The sequence below is a fragment of the Actinobacillus vicugnae genome (assembly GCF_901687125.1).
Taxonomy (GTDB): domain Bacteria; phylum Pseudomonadota; class Gammaproteobacteria; order Enterobacterales; family Pasteurellaceae; genus Actinobacillus; species Actinobacillus vicugnae.
In genome coordinates this window covers 37,028-56,771 of the sequence record NZ_CABFJY010000047.1, presented here as the reverse complement: position 1 = coordinate 56,771, position 19,744 = coordinate 37,028, and the positions used below count along the sequence as shown (strand labels likewise).

General features: G+C 39.2%; 16 protein-coding genes and 1 tRNA gene. 6 read left to right on the top strand and 11 right to left on the bottom strand.

Annotation, left to right across the window (positions count from 1 at the left end; translation table 11 throughout):
- Positions 1–12 precede the first annotated feature (12 nt).
- From F8M47_RS10215 to F8M47_RS10170, 10 genes are all read right to left on the bottom strand, one after another.
- Entirely contained in the window at positions 13–717 is a 705-nt protein-coding gene (locus tag F8M47_RS10215) for a M48 family metallopeptidase (protein ID WP_150539975.1), read from the bottom strand.
- A complete protein-coding gene (locus tag F8M47_RS10210; protein ID WP_150539974.1) occupies positions 717–3,932 on the bottom strand; it encodes a type I restriction endonuclease subunit R in 3,216 nt (1,071 codons plus the stop codon). Before F8M47_RS10210 ends, F8M47_RS10215 begins: the two co-directional genes overlap by 1 nt.
- Before the next feature lie 10 nt (positions 3,933–3,942).
- Positions 3,943–5,283, bottom strand: coding sequence for a DUF4062 domain-containing protein (locus F8M47_RS10205; protein WP_150539973.1), 1,341 nt, complete (start codon positions 5,281–5,283; stop codon positions 3,943–3,945).
- Positions 5,284–5,298: 15 nt separating this feature from the next.
- Positions 5,299–6,249 (bottom strand): restriction endonuclease subunit S, encoded by a 951-nt coding sequence (locus tag F8M47_RS10200; protein WP_167509618.1) that lies wholly within the window; start codon positions 6,247–6,249, stop codon positions 5,299–5,301.
- Between the two features lie 51 nt (positions 6,250–6,300).
- Complete coding sequence (locus F8M47_RS10195; RefSeq protein ID WP_150539971.1) at positions 6,301–6,534, bottom strand: restriction endonuclease subunit S domain-containing protein; 234 nt, start codon at positions 6,532–6,534, stop codon at positions 6,301–6,303.
- A gap of 365 nt (positions 6,535–6,899) precedes the next feature.
- Positions 6,900–8,345 (bottom strand): RNA-binding domain-containing protein, encoded by a 1,446-nt coding sequence (locus tag F8M47_RS10190; RefSeq protein WP_150539970.1) that lies wholly within the window; start codon positions 8,343–8,345, stop codon positions 6,900–6,902.
- Between the two features lie 122 nt (positions 8,346–8,467).
- The gene (locus F8M47_RS10185; protein WP_150539969.1) at positions 8,468–9,988 is read right to left on the bottom strand and encodes a type I restriction-modification system subunit M; all 1,521 of its coding nucleotides are present in this window, start codon (positions 9,986–9,988) and stop codon (positions 8,468–8,470) included.
- A gap of 3 nt (positions 9,989–9,991) precedes the next feature.
- The gene (dinD, locus tag F8M47_RS10180; RefSeq protein WP_150539968.1) at positions 9,992–10,819 is read right to left on the bottom strand and encodes a DNA damage-inducible protein D; all 828 of its coding nucleotides are present in this window, start codon (positions 10,817–10,819) and stop codon (positions 9,992–9,994) included.
- Positions 10,816–11,394 (bottom strand): restriction endonuclease subunit S, encoded by a 579-nt coding sequence (locus F8M47_RS10175; RefSeq protein ID WP_150539967.1) that lies wholly within the window; start codon positions 11,392–11,394, stop codon positions 10,816–10,818. The genes dinD and F8M47_RS10175 overlap by 4 nt, the downstream gene beginning before the upstream one ends.
- A gap of 255 nt (positions 11,395–11,649) precedes the next feature.
- Positions 11,650–13,569, bottom strand: a complete 1,920-nt coding sequence (locus F8M47_RS10170) for an ABC transporter ATP-binding protein (RefSeq protein ID WP_150539966.1) — start codon at positions 13,567–13,569, stop codon at positions 11,650–11,652.
- A gap of 60 nt (positions 13,570–13,629) precedes the next feature.
- On the opposite strand from F8M47_RS10170, the gene F8M47_RS10165 reads away from it, so the two are divergent.
- The 4 genes from F8M47_RS10165 to F8M47_RS10150 all read left to right on the top strand — a co-directional run bounded on the left by F8M47_RS10165 (position 13,630) and on the right by F8M47_RS10150 (position 16,430).
- Positions 13,630–14,247, top strand: coding sequence for a MarC family protein (locus tag F8M47_RS10165; RefSeq protein WP_150539965.1), 618 nt, complete (start codon positions 13,630–13,632; stop codon positions 14,245–14,247).
- An 18-nt stretch (positions 14,248–14,265) separates the two neighbouring features.
- The gene (gene moeA / locus F8M47_RS10160; protein ID WP_150539964.1) at positions 14,266–15,507 is read left to right on the top strand and encodes a molybdopterin molybdotransferase MoeA; all 1,242 of its coding nucleotides are present in this window, start codon (positions 14,266–14,268) and stop codon (positions 15,505–15,507) included.
- Positions 15,508–15,513: 6 nt separating this feature from the next.
- Positions 15,514–16,260 (top strand): molybdopterin-synthase adenylyltransferase MoeB, encoded by a 747-nt coding sequence (gene moeB / locus F8M47_RS10155; protein ID WP_150539963.1) that lies wholly within the window; start codon positions 15,514–15,516, stop codon positions 16,258–16,260.
- Positions 16,261–16,354: 94 nt separating this feature from the next.
- A tRNA-Asn gene (locus tag F8M47_RS10150) sits at positions 16,355–16,430 on the top strand.
- Between the two features lie 138 nt (positions 16,431–16,568).
- On the opposite strand, the gene rlmD is transcribed toward F8M47_RS10150, so the two are convergent.
- A complete protein-coding gene (rlmD, locus tag F8M47_RS10145; protein WP_150539962.1) occupies positions 16,569–17,903 on the bottom strand; it encodes a 23S rRNA (uracil(1939)-C(5))-methyltransferase RlmD in 1,335 nt (444 codons plus the stop codon).
- A gap of 60 nt (positions 17,904–17,963) precedes the next feature.
- Between rlmD and F8M47_RS10140 the strand changes: the two genes are divergently transcribed.
- A complete protein-coding gene (locus F8M47_RS10140) occupies positions 17,964–19,289 on the top strand; it encodes an anti-phage deoxyguanosine triphosphatase (RefSeq protein ID WP_150539961.1) in 1,326 nt (441 codons plus the stop codon).
- A gap of 86 nt (positions 19,290–19,375) precedes the next feature.
- Positions 19,376–19,741 carry a hypothetical protein gene (locus F8M47_RS10135; protein ID WP_150539960.1) on the top strand — a complete coding sequence of 122 codons (366 nt, stop codon included), beginning with the start codon at positions 19,376–19,378 and terminating at the stop codon, positions 19,739–19,741.
- Positions 19,742–19,744 lie beyond the last annotated feature (3 nt).

Genomic DNA, 19,744 nt, shown 5'->3' with positions numbered 1-19,744 from the left:
AAAAATAAGCGGTCAAATTCGACCGCTTGTTACTCGCTTTTCCAACCGCATTTTCATATCCCGCCAATTCGGCATTACCTGTGTCATTAGGCGATAGAAATCGGGGCTGTGGTTGTGGTGTACGAGGTGGCAGAGTTCGTGCAGAATCACATAATCAATGCACTCTGTGGGGGCTTTGACTAAATTCGGGTTTAAGGTTATCGCACCAAAGGGGGAGCAGTTGCCCCATTGGGTTTTCATTGTACGTAGGCGAATTTGTGGAATTTCTGTCAGCCATAAAGTGCGTTCGGCAAGCATTGTTAAGCGTTTAGCAAAAATGATTTCGGCACGCTTGCGATACCATTGGTTTAAAACTTTTTGAATTTTAACCGCACTTTTGGCTTTTACGCTCACGGTTAATTGCCCTTGTTTTAGGCTGACCACAGGCACACTTTGGTTTTCAAGCACTTTAAGCTGATAACGTCTGCCAAGGTAAAAATGGCTTTCTCCGCTGAGATATTGGCGTGCAAGCGGTGGGTTTTGCGGTAAATTTTGCAATTTCTGCATTATCCAACGGCTACGTTTTTGCAATGTGGTTTTAAGCTCATCTTCACTTAATTCTACAGGGGCGAACACCCAAACTTCGCCATTGGGTTTAATTTGAATCTTTACCTTTTGTGCCTTGTGCGATTTGCGGATAAAGCGAATCGCTTGTTCGCCGTAATAAATGCAGTTCATCACAGTCCGACTCGCACGATTTGCACAATGCCTTCCACAATGCGTTTGGCGTGTTCCATTCCGCCGCCGATGTCTTTGCACAGCATAAACACTTTCGGTAAAAGCTGTTTGCGGATTTCCGTTTCGATTAACGTAGGGTTAATCGAATAGGCTTGTACGCACTGATTAACAATTTCATCAGCTTGTTTTGCAAAATCAGCCCAAATTTGCCCCATTTGCACCGCACTTTCGGGCAGGTGCATTTTCACTACACCGTAATAGGCTTGGGCAAAGCGGTTATTGCCGAAATCGGGCAGTTCGGGCAATTTACGTTGTTGCACCTGTTCGGCAAATTGTTGAAAGAGTAGCAGTTGTTTATCAGGGTAATCAAAAGCAAGCTCGGCTTGGGTAATCACTTCTTGCAATAATTCGGAAAAACGGGCTCTGGCGTAAGGATCATCAATCATAGTATCGATTTGATGGGTCAATTGCGAACGAATTTTATCCGCTTCATTGCGGGTTTTTTGTGGGGTATTTTTCGCTTTTTTGCCGAATTTAGATACATCATACACCGCAGTAGGCTCTCGCACCGCAATACCTGAAATATGTTTATCCATCAGCTTTTTAATGGCGTCGGCATAGCTATCATAATTGATCTTTTCCCCTGCATCTTCTTGTGCCAGTTGGCGAAGTGCGGTCATTTGTTTCAGAGTTTCTTTGTAATGCTGACGTTGGCTTTCCGACACATCATCAAAGAAAGAAACCGACTGAAACGCCACTTTTAAGCAACTGGCAAATTCCGTTAATGCCGAATAAAAACTATCTCGCACAGGTTGATTTTGGTCGATTTGCTCGCCGTTGCTCGCTTTAAAACGTGGCATTAACACCGCACGCAGGGCTTCGATATCCTGCTTATTCTGCACATCGGCAAAAATCGCCCATAATTTGCGATAAAGTTCGGGCAAACGGGCATATTCGTTGGCAACTTGGCGATATAACCCTGCAATATCCACCACATCGTAACCGCCTTGGGTTTGTTCGGCGAGATGTTGATAGTCTGCAATAGTGGTATCCAGTTCTTTTAAAATGCCGCGATAGTCGATCAATAAGCCGAATTTTTTCTGATCGTGCAAACGGTTTACCCGAGCAACCGCCTGAATTAAATTATGTTCTTTCAAAGGCTTATCAATATACAGCACGGCATTTTTGGGCTCATCAAAGCCTGTGAGCAATTTATCCACCACAATCAATAATTTCAAATCGGGATCTTGTTCAAAACGTTTGATCACCGCTTGGGTGTAGAGGGATTCATCTTGATTGCCGACATTTTCTTTCCACCATTTTTGCACCAGTGGAATTTCTTCTTCGTTCAAGTCTAAATTACCTTCTCGGCTGTCGGGCGGGCTAATGACCACCGCCGTTTCAAAGCCGTTTTCGGCAAAATACTGCTGATATTTAATCGCCGACTGTTTGCTGTCGCAGGCAAGCTGTCCTTTTAAGCCCGCATCAATATGTTGGTTAAAATGAGCGATAATATCCAGTGCAATCAAATGAATGCGATCATCAGCGGTATAAATTTGCCCTTTGCGGGCGAATTTGCGTTTTAAATCGGCTTTTTGGCTGTCGTTTAACGGTTGGGTAATACGTTCAAACCAGCTGTCAATGGCTTTGGCATTCACATCCAGTTCAAGGATTCGCTCTTCATAAAGCAACGGCGTTACCGCACCGTCTTCCACCGCCCGTTGCATTGTGTAAGCGTGAATAATCGAGCCGAATTTATTGGTGGTTTTCTGTTCTTTTAATAATGGCGTGCCGGTAAACGCCACAAAGCTAGCATTCGGCAAGGCTTGTTGCATTAGGGCGTTATTTTCCCCTTGTTGGCTGCGGTGTCCTTCATCAATCAATACGATAATGTTGTTGCTGTCGTTATGGCATTCGGGCAATTTCACCGCCGATTGGAATTTTTGAATCAGGCTGAAAATAATCCGCTCCGTGCCTTTGCCGATTTTGTGAGCCAACTCCGTGCCTCGTTTCACTAATGCGGATTGCAACTCTTTTTTACTTGCAAGTTCGCCACTGTTGGCAAAGGTGCGGCTGAGCTGTTTTTCTAAATCAATACGGTCGGTAATCACAATTACACGGCATTGTTTGAGTTTCGGATGTAAAATCAACGCCTTGCTTAACAGCACCATTGTGAAGGACTTGCCCGAACCTGTGGTGTGCCAAATGACACCGCCTTCCCGCTTGCCCTTTTGGTCAATGCGGCAAATGCGTTCAATAAGGCGTTTAATGCCGAAAACTTGTTGATAACGTGCCACGATCTTGCCGAATTTTTTATCGAACAAGATAAAATATTGCACCATTTCCAATAAACGTTCGGGGGAAAGCAAGCTGATAATAAGCTTGTCTTGCTCGCTGATGTGTTGTGTTGATGCCGAAAGGGAAGTCAGCCAATCGGCTTCCTTTTGGCTTAAGTGCGGTAAGATTTTTGCAAATTTTTGTGCATTTTTGACCGCTTGCATTGCACTTTCAGGCAGATCTTCTTCCCGCCATGCTGCCCAAAATTTTGCAGGCGTGCCAACGGTAGCATAACGTGCTTGCGTGCCACTAATGGAGAGCAAGAGCTGGCTGTAAGCAAACAAGTGGGGGATTTCATCAATGCGTTGATTGCGTAAATGTTGGGAAATGCCTTCTTCAATGGTCGGCGTTTTTTTGCCTTGCGGGCGTTTCGCTTCAATAACCGAAAGGGGAATGCCGTTGACAAAGCAAACCAAATCAGGGCGGCGTTCCGTGCCTTTGGGGTTATTCACACTAAATTCTTCGCTAAAATGAAAGCGGTTATTTTGCGGATTTTGCCAATCAATAATGGGAATGGTGAGATTGATTTTCTTGCCGTCAATAAATTCCGACACGGTAATGCCGAGCAGCAACTGATGATAAATGTGTTCATTCGCCTGCAACAAGCCTTCGCTTAAATTCGGCTGTGTGAGCGTATCCACCAATTTATTGATACTGGTTTGAGAAAGCGGATAGTGTTTACCGCCATAGGCGAAAGTGCGTTCCGCCAACACTTCACGCAACACCGTCCCCAACACCACCGCACTGCGATCATTATTTCTCAACACCAGCGCCTCTTCTCTTGAAAGAAATTCCCAACCGAGATTGTTTAGCAACACCATTGCAGGAATGTGTGAGCTAAAGCGTTCTTGGAAACGAGGTGGGGGGATGTGGTACATTTTTAGTTCCTTAATTAATAATTAATGGGATTTCAAATTCTTTACTTGTTTTGTATTGTTCACAAATAATTGATATTTTTATTGTAAACTCGCCTTTTCTAATTGGATAAATGTATACATCATTTATAAAATCTTGAGATAAAGTATGTAATAAGCTATTTTTTGAAATAATAACATTATTATGAAAAATCCTTATGTTTTTGTTAACGTTAAGTCTGCTAAAATTAATTGGCTCAGAGAAACTATAATCAGTGAATCTAGGTGTTAAATCTCTAAGACTGCTACCGATTCTAAGAGCGGAAGATAGAGATGAAGTAAATAAAGAATCCTTATATTTTTTATTAGCCTCTATCAATGGGTTAATAGGTATAGGGTTTTGGGGGATTTTTACTTCTGGTTTATCAAACTCATCAAATAGTCCTACACTATCAGGAAACTCAATTTCAATATGTAAATCTGTTGCTTTTACATTTCCGATATTTGATACAGAAATGCTAAGCCCCTGCGAATATTCATTTACTAGTTTTTCTTTGATAATAGCTTGGTTGTATTTTTCGATATCAGAGTCTTCTAATTCAATTATTTTGTCATTGAAATTTTCTATTTCTTTATCTGAAATAAAATTTAATAAGTGTTTATCTATTTTTTCTTTATTTAATAGGGTAGGTTTTTCTTGAATCAATCCATTAAATTTATCAGGATAACGTAGAACAATTTCACTTCCTTCATTTATAAATACTTGAATATCAGGAAAATCTGTATTTTCAATACGTTCAAGCTGCTTTTTTAATTCATTATTTTCTTTGCTTAATCTTGCTAACTCTAGAGCCATTTCAGGTGAAATAGCTTGATTCCCTCTAACCCAACCTATTTGTGGGTAATTTTTGAATGATTTATGTAACGCGGTAGGAACTTTAGCAATTAATTCATCATAATTACTCCAAAATTGACACATTTTCTTTTTAGCTTTATTTTTAAATGAATTTAATTTCTCAATGAAGTTCGGTTCAAATTCTCTTTGTTGATCAGTTAATGGTACGTTGTCATTTTGAATAAAGGCTAAAACAGGAATTTCTTTAGATACCGCATAGTCGTATTCTTTTTCTGTATAGCTAATTCCTGATTCAGGTTCAACACTACCATATCTATGTCCGATAATTACAACGTAGTAATCACTTTCATCAATCGTACGTTTTATAACTGTCCATTGATCAGATGTATCTGCTGAAAACATTTCCATACCAACAGGAAAATGATCCATTTCTAAGATACTTTCAATGACTTTCTTTCTTGCTTCAATTAAATCTGTATATGTTGAGCTAACAAAGATTTGATATTTTTTGTTTTCCATAAATTTCCTTACTAACTATTTTTTAACCCTAACCTTACCACTCAACAACCCTTGCATTAGTGCCTTTTTCTCTTGTTTTAGGCAATCTAATTTTTGAGTTAGTATAGCAATTTCTTGATCTGCGGTGGTGAGAATTTCTGCGATTTTTTGTTGTTCTGTTAATGTTGGCAATGGAATTTCTAGTTTCATTAACTGTGTTTTTGATAAGTTATATCTTGTTGCTCCTTGTCCTAACATTGATATTTCTCGTCTTACTGCTTCACTCCTAAATAGGAACTGAGCAAATTCAGGTAGAAGTAGAGTAAAATCATTTAAACGATAGCCAAAACAGAATGAATTTAAATAAACATTATCCAAATTATCTAATAAAACTGAAGTCATACCTACTTCATCAGGGGTTTCTGATGATGTTGTAAAGAATATATCTCCATATTTTACACTGTTTTGGTTTTCATCTTCTTGTATATTAACTAGTTCTAAGAAATTTATGTCAATCTTATGATTTTTAAAAATATTCATATAAGGGATATATTGTTTTCCTTTCCCAAAATCACTTTTTGATTTTCCTGATAATCCTGTATAGGTATAGCCTAATTGGTCTAGAGAATATTTCTTCCATTCCTTACTAACTCCACCAACACGTTTTTTCCCTGTTAGTAACTGTTGCATTAACGCCTTTTTCTGCTGTTCGCTATTGGCAAGCAGTTGTTCAGTGGTAGCAATCGCATTATCCCACGTTGAGAGAATTTCAGCGATTTTGGTTTGCTCGGGGAGTGGGGGAATATCTATTTTGAGATTCATAACATCTTGCTTTGTTATGTTTTTCATACTAGCACTTGTACCAGTGGCTAATTCACTTAATAAAAATCTTGTTTTATCACTAGCAAACCAATAACTAAGCCAACGCATATTAACAGACTTATTTTTAGCTTTAGCTTGCCATAATCTATCTGGTAAAAAAAACATTATCAATATCAGATTCGACATACCCGTTTGCGCCTACTAGTGCAGGCGTATTCATTCTACTGATGATCTATTTGCTTTTACAGGCTCTTTTAATTTCGCTATTTCGTTTTCATCATATACAGATTTTATTTCTGATTTTTCAAAAAAACCTTGAGAAACACAACTGGTTTTTAATATCTTATATTTACTGACTTTTTCTGTGTTTTCTTCTGCATTAACTGAAACACCTGCATCTAAGGATTTAATTAAATCTTTAATTGTTCCTGTTTCCCAACCACTTACCATTTTTGTTCCTTTTTCTTCTGCCCGACAGTGACTAAAGTCGCAATCGGTTACGTATGGGTGAGCGGTGTTACCGCTCTTTAGATTTCAGTAGCTAAAAAATACTTAGATACTGAAATTATTCTAACTCATTGTTATTAAATCTCTTTTATTGATTATGTTTATATTTTAAACAGAGGTGGCAAAAAGGTCATAAAATCGTTTCACCGCCTAGAGTGGCAAAGCCACTCAATTATGCGTAACCGATTGCGACTTTAGTCGCTGTCGGTACAAAACCTTGCTTATTTTTCACAATTTCTTGCTTAGCAAGAGAAAGGCTTTATTTTTCAATGTGTTATAAAGTTTTATTTACCTTGCTTAGTAAAGGCTTAATCTTGCTTAAATACATATAATGCATTGATATCGCGTTTTTTCTCACTTTTTCTTACTAAAATGCCTTCTGTTATGAAGTTATTTAAGTAGCTACGAATCGTATTTTCATTTATCTGCGTGTGATCAGATAGCATTTTAACTGTTGCCCCACCTTGTACAAATAAGAATAAGAGAACATTTCGCTGGGTGTCGTTTAAATTTTGCCAGTCGTTTTCTATTCTTGCCATAATATCAGTAGAAATTGCTTTGTTATTTGTACTGATTTTATTGCGAAGCAGTAAATAGACATTATGGTTTTTAACCTGATATTCAGGTGTGCTTAGCATCGATTTTTCCATAATCTCATAAATCCGTTTTACTCCTTCGTTAAGTTGGCGTACATATCCAAAATCTTCTAACACCCTTGCTATACGCGGGTTTCTCGCAAAGCGTTCGGTTTTAATGTTTTCAACGGTTACTTGTGCTGGTAGTGGTCCACTGTTACTAATTTCAAGGCGATCGTCATAATGTTTAATATAAATAGAGCTACCTTGTCTGTTATAAGAACGGTGGCAAAGTGCATTAACAACGCCTTCAAGCCACGCTTCTTCAGGATATTCAGGAATTTTTACAAACTTACCACTTTGCAAATCTAAAAAATAATAATCACTTAAGCTGATTTTTAAAAAATCACGGATAATTTGAATGAGATTTGGGATGTTATTTTCAAAGCGTTCATCTTTAATGACATTATGCTCGACACCTGTCTTGCTCTCAATTCCTTGATAGCGAATATAACGTACAGATGCCGTTGGGATATATTTTTCAGGATTTTTTGAAAATAATAAAACGGCTGATTTTTTAAATTGGTATTCTCCGTTTTTTTGTGTAATTAAATGCCTTGTTTTTAGTAACTCTGATCTATCGCCCTTAAATTTTAATTTTTGGCAATAGCTTTCTAGTAATGTTTCATCAAGATCTTCTAATTCAAAATCAGATACAATTTCATCTTCAAATTGACGAATGTTTTTATCATATTCTAATTTTTTGATTTGGTCTAAATCTAACTTTCGGTTGCTATCTGCGACTCTTAAAAAATACTCCTGCGAATTTTTATGATAAAAAACACGTTCTAATTCTTGCTCAACGTGAAATAAGAAAATAAGCTTGCTATCTAATTCCACTTCTTCTAATTTGATGTTGCAAGGCGGTGCAATGAAATCAAACACCAATTTGCGATAATCATCGAGATTATCAAGTCTGCTAATATCCTGAATTTCACCTGAATCCGACACACCAAAGACTAAAAGCCCGCCATCAGCGTTCAACATTCCGATAAGTTCTTCGGCAATTTTACTTGGTTTAATAAGTTCTTTACCTAAGCCTTTTCGCTCAAAATATTGATTTTCCGCTTGGATTTGTAGATATTCTTTAGTAATAAGAGGGTTATATTTTGACAGCATAATTTATTCCTGATTTAACTGAAGCAAAACCTTGCTTATTTTACCTTATTTCTTGCCTAGTAAAATAAAATCATTATTTTTCAATGCGTTATGAGTTTTTACTTGCCTTGCTTAACAAGGGCTTAATCTTGCTTAAACCCCAATTCCTCCAAATACCCCGCCATTTTCTCTTCCAATGTTGCCAATTCCGCCTTTAATTTCAAGCGTTCGGCTCGAACGGTGGTGAGGTCAATTTCCGCTTCTTGCTCAAAGGTATCGACATAACGCGGAATGTTGAGGTTGTAGTCGTTTTCTTTGATTTCTTCTAAGGTTGCGAGATAAGCGTATTTTTTCACCGTTTGTCGGGTTTGATAAGTGCGGTGGATTTTTTCGATATTTTCTTGCGTGAGCAAGTTTTGATTTTTGCCTGCTTTAAACTCTCGGCTGGCATCAATAAACAGTACGTTGTTATCGTTTTTCTGTTTTTTGAAAATAAGAATCGCCGCAGGAATGCCTGTGCCGTAAAACAGTTTTTCAGGCAAGCCGATAACGGCATCCAGCAAGTTTTCGTCAATTAACGCTTGACGGATTTTGCCTTCGCTAGAACCACGGAATAGCACACCGTGCGGCACCACCACGCCCATTCTGCCCGTATTCGGTTTGAGGGTTTCGATCATATGCGAAATAAAAGCATAATCACCTTTTGTTTTGGGCGGTAGCCCACGGTGGAAACGGTTAAACGGATCGCTTGTCGCTTCTTCCACGCCCCATTTATCTAGGGAAAATGGCGGATTGGCGGTAACGATATCAAATTGCAACAATTTGCCTTGGTTATCCAGCAATTTCGGGTTGCGAATGGTGTCGCCCCATTCGATTTTATGGTTGTCTTCATTATGCAAAAACATATTCATTTTTGCTAAAGACCACGTGGAACCAATGGCTTCTTGCCCGTAAAGGGCATAGTTTTTTACCCCGTGATTTTGGGTAATTTTTTGACCGCACTTCATCAATAATGAGCCGGAACCGCAGGCAGGATCACAGATACAGTCATTGGGCTGCGGTTCAAGTAAATCGGCAATTAGATCAGACACTTCAGGCGGGGTATAAAATTCGCCTGCTTTTTGCCCACCGCTTGCGGCAAAGTTTTTAATAAGAAATTCATAGCCGTTACCAATCACATCTAAATTGCCAACACGGCTTGGTTTTAAATTCAGGGTTTCATTGGCAAAGACTTCTAACAATTCACGCAAAATGGTGTTTTTCTGTTTCTCTTCGCCGAGTTTGTCGGTATTAAAAGAAATATCTTGGAACACGCTTTTGCCTGCGTCTTTCAATTTAGTGCCATTCGCTTCTTCAATACTGTGCAAGGCTAAATCGATCCGTTCACCATTACTTGCCTCAAAGCGTTGAGCATAAAGCTGATAAAAACTGGCAGGGCGGGGTAGAACAAAACGTTCGTTTTTCATCATTTCTTCAATCAATTCAGGCTCATTACCGAATTGGGCTTGGTAAGATTCATAATGATCTTGCCACACATCTGAAATGTATTTTAAAAACAGCATTGTCAAAATATAGTCTTTGTAGGTATCTGGGCTGACCGTGCCACGAAACACATCGCAGGCAGACCATAAGGCTTTATTGATTTGATCTTGATTAAGTTGCATTGGTTATTCCTTGTTGTTCAGTTTTTTTATTTGGGTGGCAAGACGTTGCACGCTTTTTTCAGGTGTCGGTAAGTTTTCAGGCATTGTACCACCTAATTCTTGAATCGTTTGACGTACTTTTTGCCCAACATCGAAATGGGTTTGATTTGCTTGCTGTTTATTTTTAATATTTTCACGATGGAGTTTATCTTCTGCTTGGGTTGCACGGAACAGATTGGCAGCAAGTTCGGTTGATCCCATAAAATCCAGAATTTTTTCATTAGATTTTAACCCCTTGCGAGCGTGAATTGCTTTTTGATCTAAACCACCATATAAGCCTTTGTAACTGTGATTTTGAAAAATGGCGAAATCTAATGCGGTTTCTACACCAGATTGTTGTGTTGCTGCGACAAGATTTTTATTGTGATGTTTTAATTCCTCACGCAATACAACTCGTTTTTTGTCTTCTGCCAGTTGAGCAAATTGAGCTTCATCGGCTAGCTCCTGACGGCGGGTTTGCACAGCAAAATAGGTTTGCCCATTGGCAATAACCGATTTTGACGCATCACCGTTTTGCACAATAAGATAACAAGCGTAGCGGGAAAGGCGAATATCATTGACTTTTCGGGTAGCACCTGAGCCAAGTTGAACCATTCCGAGGAACTCCTCGAAATGGTCTGAAACGTTATATTTACTCACTTCGCAAGCAATTTTGGCTTTTTCAATTACGGGCTGAAAGTGGCGATATTCAGAATATTCCAGTAGCCTTGCTAAGGCTCTGGCTGACCACCATTCATTACCTTGTTCATCAATATTTTTGATCGCTTCAAACGGGTTTAATTGTGCTGTCATTTTACCTCTCCTTTTAATTGATTAAAAATACCATTAATAAGTTGCTGATCTGCTTGGATTAATTGAGCCATTAAATCTTGTTGCTGTTTGATGCTGTTCACCAAGCCCAGAAATTGCTGTTGTTTTGCCATTGGGAACAGGGTAATCGGTGTATTCGCCACCACGGGCAAACGAATGCTTTTAGTGATTGTGCCTTCCATATTCTGTTCAAAATAGCGTTGGCAATCTGAGTGGTTTAATTGCCACGCTAAAAATTCAGGCAAGATTTTATTATTGTCGGCACGAATAACAAAAAAATGGGGGGAAGCCACCGCTTGATATTGGTTTACTGATGAATCCACCAACACCGCATAAATCTGATTACCTCGAGAAGTCAGCAAAATATCGTTTTCTTGCAGCCAAATGGGTGATTTTTTTGCCGTGAGTGTTGTTGGCACACAATGTTGCCAATTAATACCCGATTGCACCGACACATCTTTCATTTGCACGGCTAAAATTTCAGAACCAAGTTGTTCAGGCACTGCCCCCCGAAACGGATAACCCGTGTCAATTTGAGCGAGTTGAGAGAGTTTCAAAATTTTGCTCCATTGATGATGATTGTGATGTGCAGTATAATATAGGTTATTAAACAATCAAGTGTTTTTTTGTTGTATTGGTAATGATTGAATGTAGGCTTGTGCGATTTAAGGGCTGAAAATTAAATTTGTAATGTTTTCGCTATTTTTATTAAGGCTTGCTATTTTTTGATGTAGAGATAGGTGATTAAGAGCGGTAACAAGCGGTCGAGTTTCGTAAAAAATTAACGAAATTCAACCGCTTGTTATTTGGTTTTAGCCGTTAAGCATTGCCTCTAACTGCTCTTGGCAGTCGAGCCATTCCATTTCAATCTCCTCTAACGCTTTTTTTGCTTCAATTTGTTTGGCGAGCGTTTCGGTGAGTTGTGCTTTATTTTCAGCTTCGTAAATTTCACTGCTAGCAAGCAGAGCTTCTAGCTTGTTTAGCTTTTCAGTGGCTTTTTCAAGATCTTTTTCTAATTGACCGATCTTTTTACGCAACGGAGCGGTTTGCTGGCGTAATTCAGCCTCTAAACGTTTCTGTTCTTTACGATTTTGTGCACTATTATCTGTTTTTGTTTCGTTACAATCGGTCGAATTTTCCGAACTTTTTGTAAGTTCCAACGCATTTTGTTCGTTCAGCCATTTTTGGTAATCATCTAAATCGCCTTTAAATTCTTCCACTTTTTTATCGTGTACCAAATAAAATTCATTGACTGCGCTACGCAATAAATGACGGTCATGTGAAACCACCACCAATGAGCCTTCATAGTAAGTAAGGGCATCGGTAAGCGCTTGACGCATTTCTAAATCTAAATGGTTGGTTGGCTCGTCCAATAATAGTAAATTTGGGCGTTGCCATACGATTAACGCTAACACCAAGCGGGCTTTTTCCCCACCCGAAAAAGCGCCGACATTTTGTTTAACTTTATCGCCTTTAAAATCAAAACCACCTAAATAATTGCGCACTTCTTGTTCGGTTAATTCAGGCGCAATTTTTTGCAAATGCCATAACGGGCTTTCATCAAAACGTAAAGTATCAACTTGATGTTGTGCAAAGTAGCCTAATTGAACGCCTTTAGCGAGCTGAATCTGACCCGTTTGAGGCGCAAGTTCGCCCGCGAGTAATTTGATTAAGGTAGATTTACCCGCACCGTTACGACCGAGTAAACCGATACGAGAACCTGGTACTAAGTTCAGTTTTACTGATTCTAAAATGGTTTTTTCAGCGTAGCCGGCGCTGACTTTTTCCATCATTAATAAGGGACTTGGTAGCGCCAAAGGAGGACGAAATTCAAACTCAAATGGGCTATCGGCATAAGCGGGCGCAATTAATTCCATTTTTTCCAACGCTTTAATACGACTTTGTGCCTGTTTTGCTTTGGTCGCTTTGGCTTTAAAACGGTCGATAAAACTTTGCAAATGTGCCACTTTGCGTTGTTGTTGTACATAAGCGGCATTTTGTTGGGCAATTTTGGTTGCACGCTGAATTTCAAACGAGGTGTAGTTCCCTGTGTAATCGTTGAGTTGTTGATTTTCAATATGAATCACACGATTAATAATCGGATCAAGAAAATCTCGGTCGTGCGAAATCAAAAGTAATGTGCCACGATAATTGGTTAGCCATTTTTCCAGCCAAATCACTGCATCTAAATCTAAGTGGTTGGTGGGCTCATCCAGTAAGAGTAAATCAGAGCGACAAATCAGTGCTTGTGCAAGGTTTAATCGCATACGCCAACCGCCTGAAAATGATTTTACAGGTAAGCTAAGTTGTTCATTTGAAAAGCCTAATCCATTAAGTAGCGTTGCAGCACGCGCCTGAATTGTCCAAGCATCAATCGTATCTAATTGGCTATGAATTAATGCAATTTGGTTGCCGTTATTCTCTTGGTTTGCTTTTTCTAATTGCTGAGTGAGTTGGATATATTCACGGTCGCCTTGAATTACATAATCAAGGGCAGAAATTTCAAGTGCAGGCGTTTCTTGATTTACCCAAGAAATCGCCCAGTTTTTCGGTAGTGAAACATCGCCACCTTCTGGCTGTAATTCGCCTTTAACGAGGGCAAATAGTGAAGATTTGCCACATCCGTTTTTGCCAACAACTCCTACTTTTTGACCTGTGTGAATGGTTACGGAGGTATTTTCTAAAAGGACAGATTGTCCTCGTTTTAAAATAAGATCGGTGAAAAAAATCATTATGAAATACTGAGTTTATGTTAAAATTTCATAATTATTCTAACATAAATAGAGGATGTGATGTTTGATTCATTAGCTGTGCAGTTTGTTGTGTTATGGGCAGTGATCGACCCTATTGGAACTATACCAGTATATTTGGCAAAAACAATTGGTGTACCAATAGATGATCGTAGAAAAATTGCGCGTAATGCAGTGATGATTTCTGCTGGAATTTTGATATTTTTCTTAGCTGGTGGACAAATGTTACTCGAAGCAATGCAAATTCCACTTGCGGCTTTCCAAGCAGCGGGTGGTTTAGTGTTATTGCTGTTTTCTCTGACCATGATTTTTGGCGAAAGTAAGCCAGAACAAGAAATCAAAATGCGAGCCAATATTGGTGAATTAGCGGTTTATCCATTAGCTGTACCTTCTATTGCTTCACCAGGTGCGATGATGGCGGTGGTATTATTAACTGATAATCATCGTTTTAGTATTGTTGACCAAGCAATTACTGCAGGCATTATGTTAGCAGTGTTAGCGATTACCTATTTATTTTTACTTGCTGCGAATCGTATTCAGCATCTTATTGGTAATGCAGGTGCAGCTATTATTAGTCGTGTAATGGGGCTTATTTTAGCATCAGTTGCGATTAATAATTTATTGGTTGGAGTTCGTGATTTCTTTATTCAAGTACACTAAATTAAGGAGTAATTTGTTATGTCACTACGCCCTGTATCAGAAGCGTTACAAGAAATGTTAAACCGCCTACCGAGCGCTAAAACGACAGAAACACTCACTTTGGCTGAAGGTGCAAATCGCATTTTAGCGGAAGATATTTATTCGCCGATCAATGTGCCGAGTTTTAATAATTCAGCAATGGACGGCTACGCATTTCGTTTAGCGGATCTGACAAATTTTGACGGTTTAACTGTTGCAGGAAAAGCATTTGCGGGTAATCCATTTAGTGGTGAGCTAAAAGCGGGCGAATGTGTGCGTATTATGACAGGTGCAATGGTACCAGCAGAATGTGATGTAGTGGTAATGCAGGAAGAAGCCGAAACACAAACCCTGACAAGCGGTCAAGTTTTGGTGAAATTTTGCAAATTACCAAAACTTGGACAAAATATTCGTCGAGTGGGTGAAGATGTAAAACAGGGCGATTTAGTGCTGGCAAAAGGCAGTGTGCTGAATGTAGCAAGTTTGCCTTTATTGGCTTCATTAGGCATTGCGCAAGTTTCAGTGTTTACTCGTTTAAAAGTTGCGATTTTATCTACTGGCGATGAATTAACTTCAGTCGGTCATCCACTTGAACAAGGCAAAATTTATGACACCAACCGTTTCGCGGTGCGTTTAATGTTAGAAAAATTGAATTGTGAAATTTTAGATTTTGGCATTTTGCCTGATGATCCTGTGATATTTGAACAAACATTCAATCAAGCTCAGCAACAAGCTGATGTATTAATTACCAGCGGTGGTGTATCAGTTGGTGAAGCCGATTTTACTAAAGATGTATTAGAAAAGCTGGGGGAAATTGGGTTCTGGAAAATTGCAATGAAACCAGGTAAGCCATTTGCTTTTGGTAAATTACAACACGCTTGGTTCTTTGGTTTACCAGGAAATCCTGTTTCAGCGTTAGTTACGTTTTACCAGCTTGTACAGCCTGCGTTAGCGAAATTAGCGGGCGTAAATGCGCAACGCATTGCAAATCTTACCCAAAATTTAACCGCTATGAGCGAAATGCCATTGAAGAAAGCAGCTGGGCGTCAAGACTATCAACGTGGTTTTTACTATGTAAATGAACAAGGCGAAATTGCGGTTCGTCCAGTTGGTACGCAAGGATCACATCTTTTTAGTGCATTCTATGAAAGTAACTGTTTTATTGTGCTAGAAACCGAGCGTGGTAATGTGAATGCAGGCGAAACTGTGACTATTCAACCGTTTAATCATTTATTAAGCTAAACAAATATGGAATTAACAGATCAAGAAATGTTGCGCTACCACCGTCAAATTAGCTTAAAAAGCGTTGATTTTGATGGACAAGAGAAGCTAAAAGCAAGTCGAGTGTTAATTGCGGGGCTTGGAGGTTTGGGCTGTAGCGCAGCGCAATATTTGGCGTCTGCAGGCGTTGGTCAGTTAATCTTAGTCGATTTTGATGAAGTGTCGCTGTCTAATTTACAGCGCCAAATTTTGCATACCGATGCAAATCTTGGTCAGCCAAAAGTCGAATCTGCTAAAGCTCGCTTAAGCCAAATTAATCCACATATTCAACTAGAAGCAATTAATAAAAAATGTACGGATGCTGAATTTGCTGAATTGATTGAGCGAGTAGATTTAGTCCTAGATTGCACTGATAATGTGGAAGTGAGAAACCAACTGAATTTGCAATGTTTTGCCCAAAAACGACCGCTTGTATCAGGTTCTGCAATCCGCTTTGAAGGGCAAATTTCTGTTTTTAGTTATGCGCCAGAAGAGCCTTGTTATCAATGTTTAAGCCAATTATTTGGTGACGGTACACTCAGTTGTGTTGAAGCGGGAGTCATTGCGCCGATTGTTGGTGTGATCGGCAGTTTACAAGCACTAGAAGCCATTAAATTATTGTTAAATATTGGTAAAAGTTTATCAGGAAAATTGTTGATCATTGACGGGTTGCATTTCTCGGTAAGAGAAATGGCATTGCCTAAACTCAAAGATTGTCGAGTTTGTTGTAAATAATTAACTTCAGGTTCAAGAAGTGCAAAGAATTGACAAGTTAGGTTATAACGTTTGACGCTAAAACGGTTTAGCGATATTATTTTTTTCGAAATGTTCCTCCTTAGTTCAGTCGGTAGAACGGTGGACTGTTAATCCATATGTCGCAGGTTCGAGTCCCGCAGGAGGAGCCAACAATTTCCTTTAGTTTTGCTTTTGTTCTTGTTTTATTTGTCTCCTTTTATAAAACAGTGATTCATACCTCCAGAATTAGAACAAAAGAATTTGCCCCGTAGGTTTTCTACGGGGTTTCTTTTTTTCTACACCTTTCATCACATCATTTTACTAAACAATGAAATTGATTCCAAATGCCCAGTGTGTGGGAACATATCGATCATTGTGGCTTTTTGCAGCTGGTAGCCTGCTTGGATCAGCTTTTCAGCATCTCGCACTAAGGTTGCGGGGTTACAAGAAACGTAAACAATGCGCTCTGGATTTAATGCAACTAAATGATCTAAGCAAAACAATGCGCCATTGCGGGCAGGATCTAACAGCACTTTATTAAAAGGCTTATTAGCCCAAGCTTTATCAGCAAAAGGCTCATCTAAGTTGGTTTGGTAAAATTCAACATTTTTTAAACCGCTTGTTGCGAGATTAAGATTCGCTTGTGCTACCATGGGTTCGACGCCCTCAACCCCCACCACAAAACCCGCTTGTTTGGCGATCGGTAAAGTAAAATTGCCCATACCGCAGAATAAATCTAGCACACGATCTTGCGCAGAAAGATTGAGCCATTCCAAGGCTTTATCCACCATTTTCTCATTTAAAACGCCATTGACTTGGATAAAATCACGAATTGAAAAGCCCAATTTAATGCCATGAATTTGATAAAACGGCGCCTCTCCCGTTAAGTGTATAATCTCGTTTTCCGCACTCATCACAAACAGCGAAAGTGTATATTGTTCAGCAAATTGTTGTAGCTGTTGGTGATCTTGTGGGTGAAGCTGCCCAACGTTGCGCACTAACATTGCAATCGTGTTATCCGCTTGCACTAATTCAATATGACCAAGCGATTTTTTATTTTGCCAGTTTGCAAATAGCGTTTGTAGTGGTTTTATCAGCTGAGAAAGGGGCGCAACCAATACTTCACAATCGGCAAGCGGTATAATTTGGCTAGAATTTTGCATTCTGAATCCGATGGCTAATTGATTATTTTGTAACGCAATACTTAATTTAGCACGACGACGATAGGTTTTATCATTACCAATAATCATCGGTTGGAAATCAATCAGTTTTGCTTGAAGTTTTTGTAAACGTTGAAAAAGCGCTTGTTGCTTGGCTTCTCGCTGTAAAGTGAGCGGAATATGTTGCATTTGACAGCCACCACATTTGCCATAAAGCGCACAGCTTGGTAGTTGGCGTTCGCTAGATTTCTTCAAAATTTTGGCCGCTTTAGCTCGTCCATATTGGCGTTTTTCTTCCAATACACGAATTTCCACCAGTTCGTTTGGGAGCGCATTTTCGATAAACCAAGTTTTTCCGTTAATTTTTGCCACGCCTAAGCCTTGGTAATCCAATGATTGAATGGTAACGGGAGCGGAAGCGGTCGTTTTTGTCGATTTTTTTGCTTGCTGTTTTGCAGCTTTTTCAGAGTAGAACAGTGCCATTTTTAGTGTAAAATCAAATTCGTAAAGTCGGTTATTATATATGAAAAAGAGGAGCAGCAGATGATTTCTAATGTTTGGATAGAACGTTTTTTAGCTGATAAAAAAAGAGAACAAGACCACCGTTCACCATTTCAGCGTGATCGCGCACGCATTTTGCATTCGGAAGCTTTTCGCTGCTTGCAGGCGAAAACACAAATTCATGCGGTGGGAGAAGATGATTTTTATCGTACTCGTCTAACGCATTCACTTGAAGTCGCACAAATCGGGAGCAGTATTCGTGCTAAATTATTACAAGATAAGCAGGCTTTTCAAGCGGTCGTTTCTGATCAAAAATTTGCAAATTTAGCGGAAAATTTAACCGCTTTATTGCCTTCTCGTAGCTTAATTGAATCACTTTGTTTTGCACATGATCTTGGGCATCCGCCATTTGGGCATGGGGGGGAAATGGCACTCAATTATAAAATGCGTGAATATGGTGGCTTTGAGGGCAATGCCCAATCGTTTCGGATTATCACCCAGCTAGAGCCTTATACCCCGCAACATGGGATGAATCTTACCCGCAGAACATTGTTGGGCATTATTAAATATCCTGCACTCTTGGAAGACACCGCGCCAAGCGAGTGCCCGCAATTTGCTGAAACGAATTATATTAATTTGCACCAATTCAAAACCTGTAAGGGCATTTTTAGTGATGATCAAGCGTTCTTTGAGTGGGTGCTTAAGCCGTTAAGCGAAGCAGATCGTCAATTATTACGCACGATAAAACCAAGTGCTGATCCTCGTTTACCGCATACAACACAATATAAATCGCTCGATTGTAGCATTATGGAACTTGCTGATGATATTGCTTATGGCGTACATGATTTAGAAGATGCGATTGCGGGCGGAATGGTAACTCCACAATCTTGGCAAGTAGCAGAGCACCAATTAGCCAACTGTTCTTCACAATGGATTCAAACTATTTTACCAAGTCTCAGCCAAAAATTATTTTCACAGCACAGATATGAGCGTAAAGATGTTATTGGCGCTTTGGTCAATTATTTTGTAACGAATGTGCAATGGAAGGAATTTGCAGGTTTTGAAGAACCATTATTACGTTTTAATGCTCATTTGCCTGATGAAGTGAAATGTGTCTTAGAAATTTTAAAACGTTTTGTTTATCAGTATGTAATTTGCGATGTAAAAACGCAACGGGTGGAATACAAAGGACAGCGCATTTTGATGGCGTTATTTGATATGTTGAGTACCGATCCAGAGCGTTTATTACCAAATAATATTGCACAACGCTGGAGGCAAACAGAGCAGCATAAACGTCCCCGAGTGATTTGCGATTATCTTGCGAGTATGTCCGACGGACAGGCGTTTAAGCTTTACCAAAGTTTATAAAAGTTTAAAGAACTAAGGTAGTGTGGTGGCGTCTTATAGGCACTGAATCTTACCTTTGGCTTTTACCCTAGAAAAAGGACTATTTTATGAAAATGTTATCGAAAGCAACTTTATTAGCAACAATATTAGGTTTATTTGCAACAAGCACATTTGCAGCAGATATTCCCCGTGAAATTTATCGCCCAAATGGCAAATTAGTCAAAGCAGATCGCCAAGGTAACGGCGAGTATGAAGTGAAATATCACTTACGTGGTAACGACGTACGCCAAATCGCAAAAAACACGATTACACATGCAAAACGTCATGGCTTCCGTTTAGTAGAATCTGATATTCGACGTGATGAGGCAGATCTAAAATTTGAACGTGGTGTTCAAGAATTAGATGTAGAAATTGAAGTAAAAGGTCGTAACCGTATTGAATATAAAGCAGATTTAGATTTAGATAAAAACTAAGTT

Bases quoted from the DNA above. Each gene is read 5' to 3' on its own strand.
- F8M47_RS10215 (WP_150539975.1), bottom strand. From the start codon at position 717: ATGAACTGCATTTATTACGGCGAACAAGCGATTCGCTTTATCCGCAAA.
- F8M47_RS10210 (WP_150539974.1), bottom strand. From the start codon at position 3,932: ATGTACCACATCCCCCCACCTCGTTTCCAAGAACGCTTTAGCTCACAC.
- F8M47_RS10205 (WP_150539973.1), bottom strand. From the start codon at position 5,283: ATGGAAAACAAAAAATATCAAATCTTTGTTAGCTCAACATATACAGAT.
- F8M47_RS10200 (WP_167509618.1), bottom strand. From the start codon at position 6,249: ATGTTTTTTTTACCAGATAGATTATGGCAAGCTAAAGCTAAAAATAAG.
- F8M47_RS10195 (WP_150539971.1), bottom strand. From the start codon at position 6,534: ATGGTAAGTGGTTGGGAAACAGGAACAATTAAAGATTTAATTAAATCC.
- F8M47_RS10190 (WP_150539970.1), bottom strand. From the start codon at position 8,345: ATGCTGTCAAAATATAACCCTCTTATTACTAAAGAATATCTACAAATC.
- F8M47_RS10185 (WP_150539969.1), bottom strand. From the start codon at position 9,988: ATGCAACTTAATCAAGATCAAATCAATAAAGCCTTATGGTCTGCCTGC.
- dinD (WP_150539968.1), bottom strand. From the start codon at position 10,819: ATGACAGCACAATTAAACCCGTTTGAAGCGATCAAAAATATTGATGAA.
- F8M47_RS10170 (WP_150539966.1), bottom strand. From the start codon at position 13,569: ATGATTTTTTTCACCGATCTTATTTTAAAACGAGGACAATCTGTCCTT.
- F8M47_RS10165 (WP_150539965.1), top strand. From the start codon at position 13,630: ATGTTTGATTCATTAGCTGTGCAGTTTGTTGTGTTATGGGCAGTGATC.
- moeA (WP_150539964.1), top strand. From the start codon at position 14,266: ATGTCACTACGCCCTGTATCAGAAGCGTTACAAGAAATGTTAAACCGC.
- moeB (WP_150539963.1), top strand. From the start codon at position 15,514: ATGGAATTAACAGATCAAGAAATGTTGCGCTACCACCGTCAAATTAGC.
- rlmD (WP_150539962.1), bottom strand. From the start codon at position 17,903: ATGGCACTGTTCTACTCTGAAAAAGCTGCAAAACAGCAAGCAAAAAAA.
- F8M47_RS10140 (WP_150539961.1), top strand. From the start codon at position 17,964: ATGATTTCTAATGTTTGGATAGAACGTTTTTTAGCTGATAAAAAAAGA.
- F8M47_RS10135 (WP_150539960.1), top strand. From the start codon at position 19,376: ATGAAAATGTTATCGAAAGCAACTTTATTAGCAACAATATTAGGTTTA.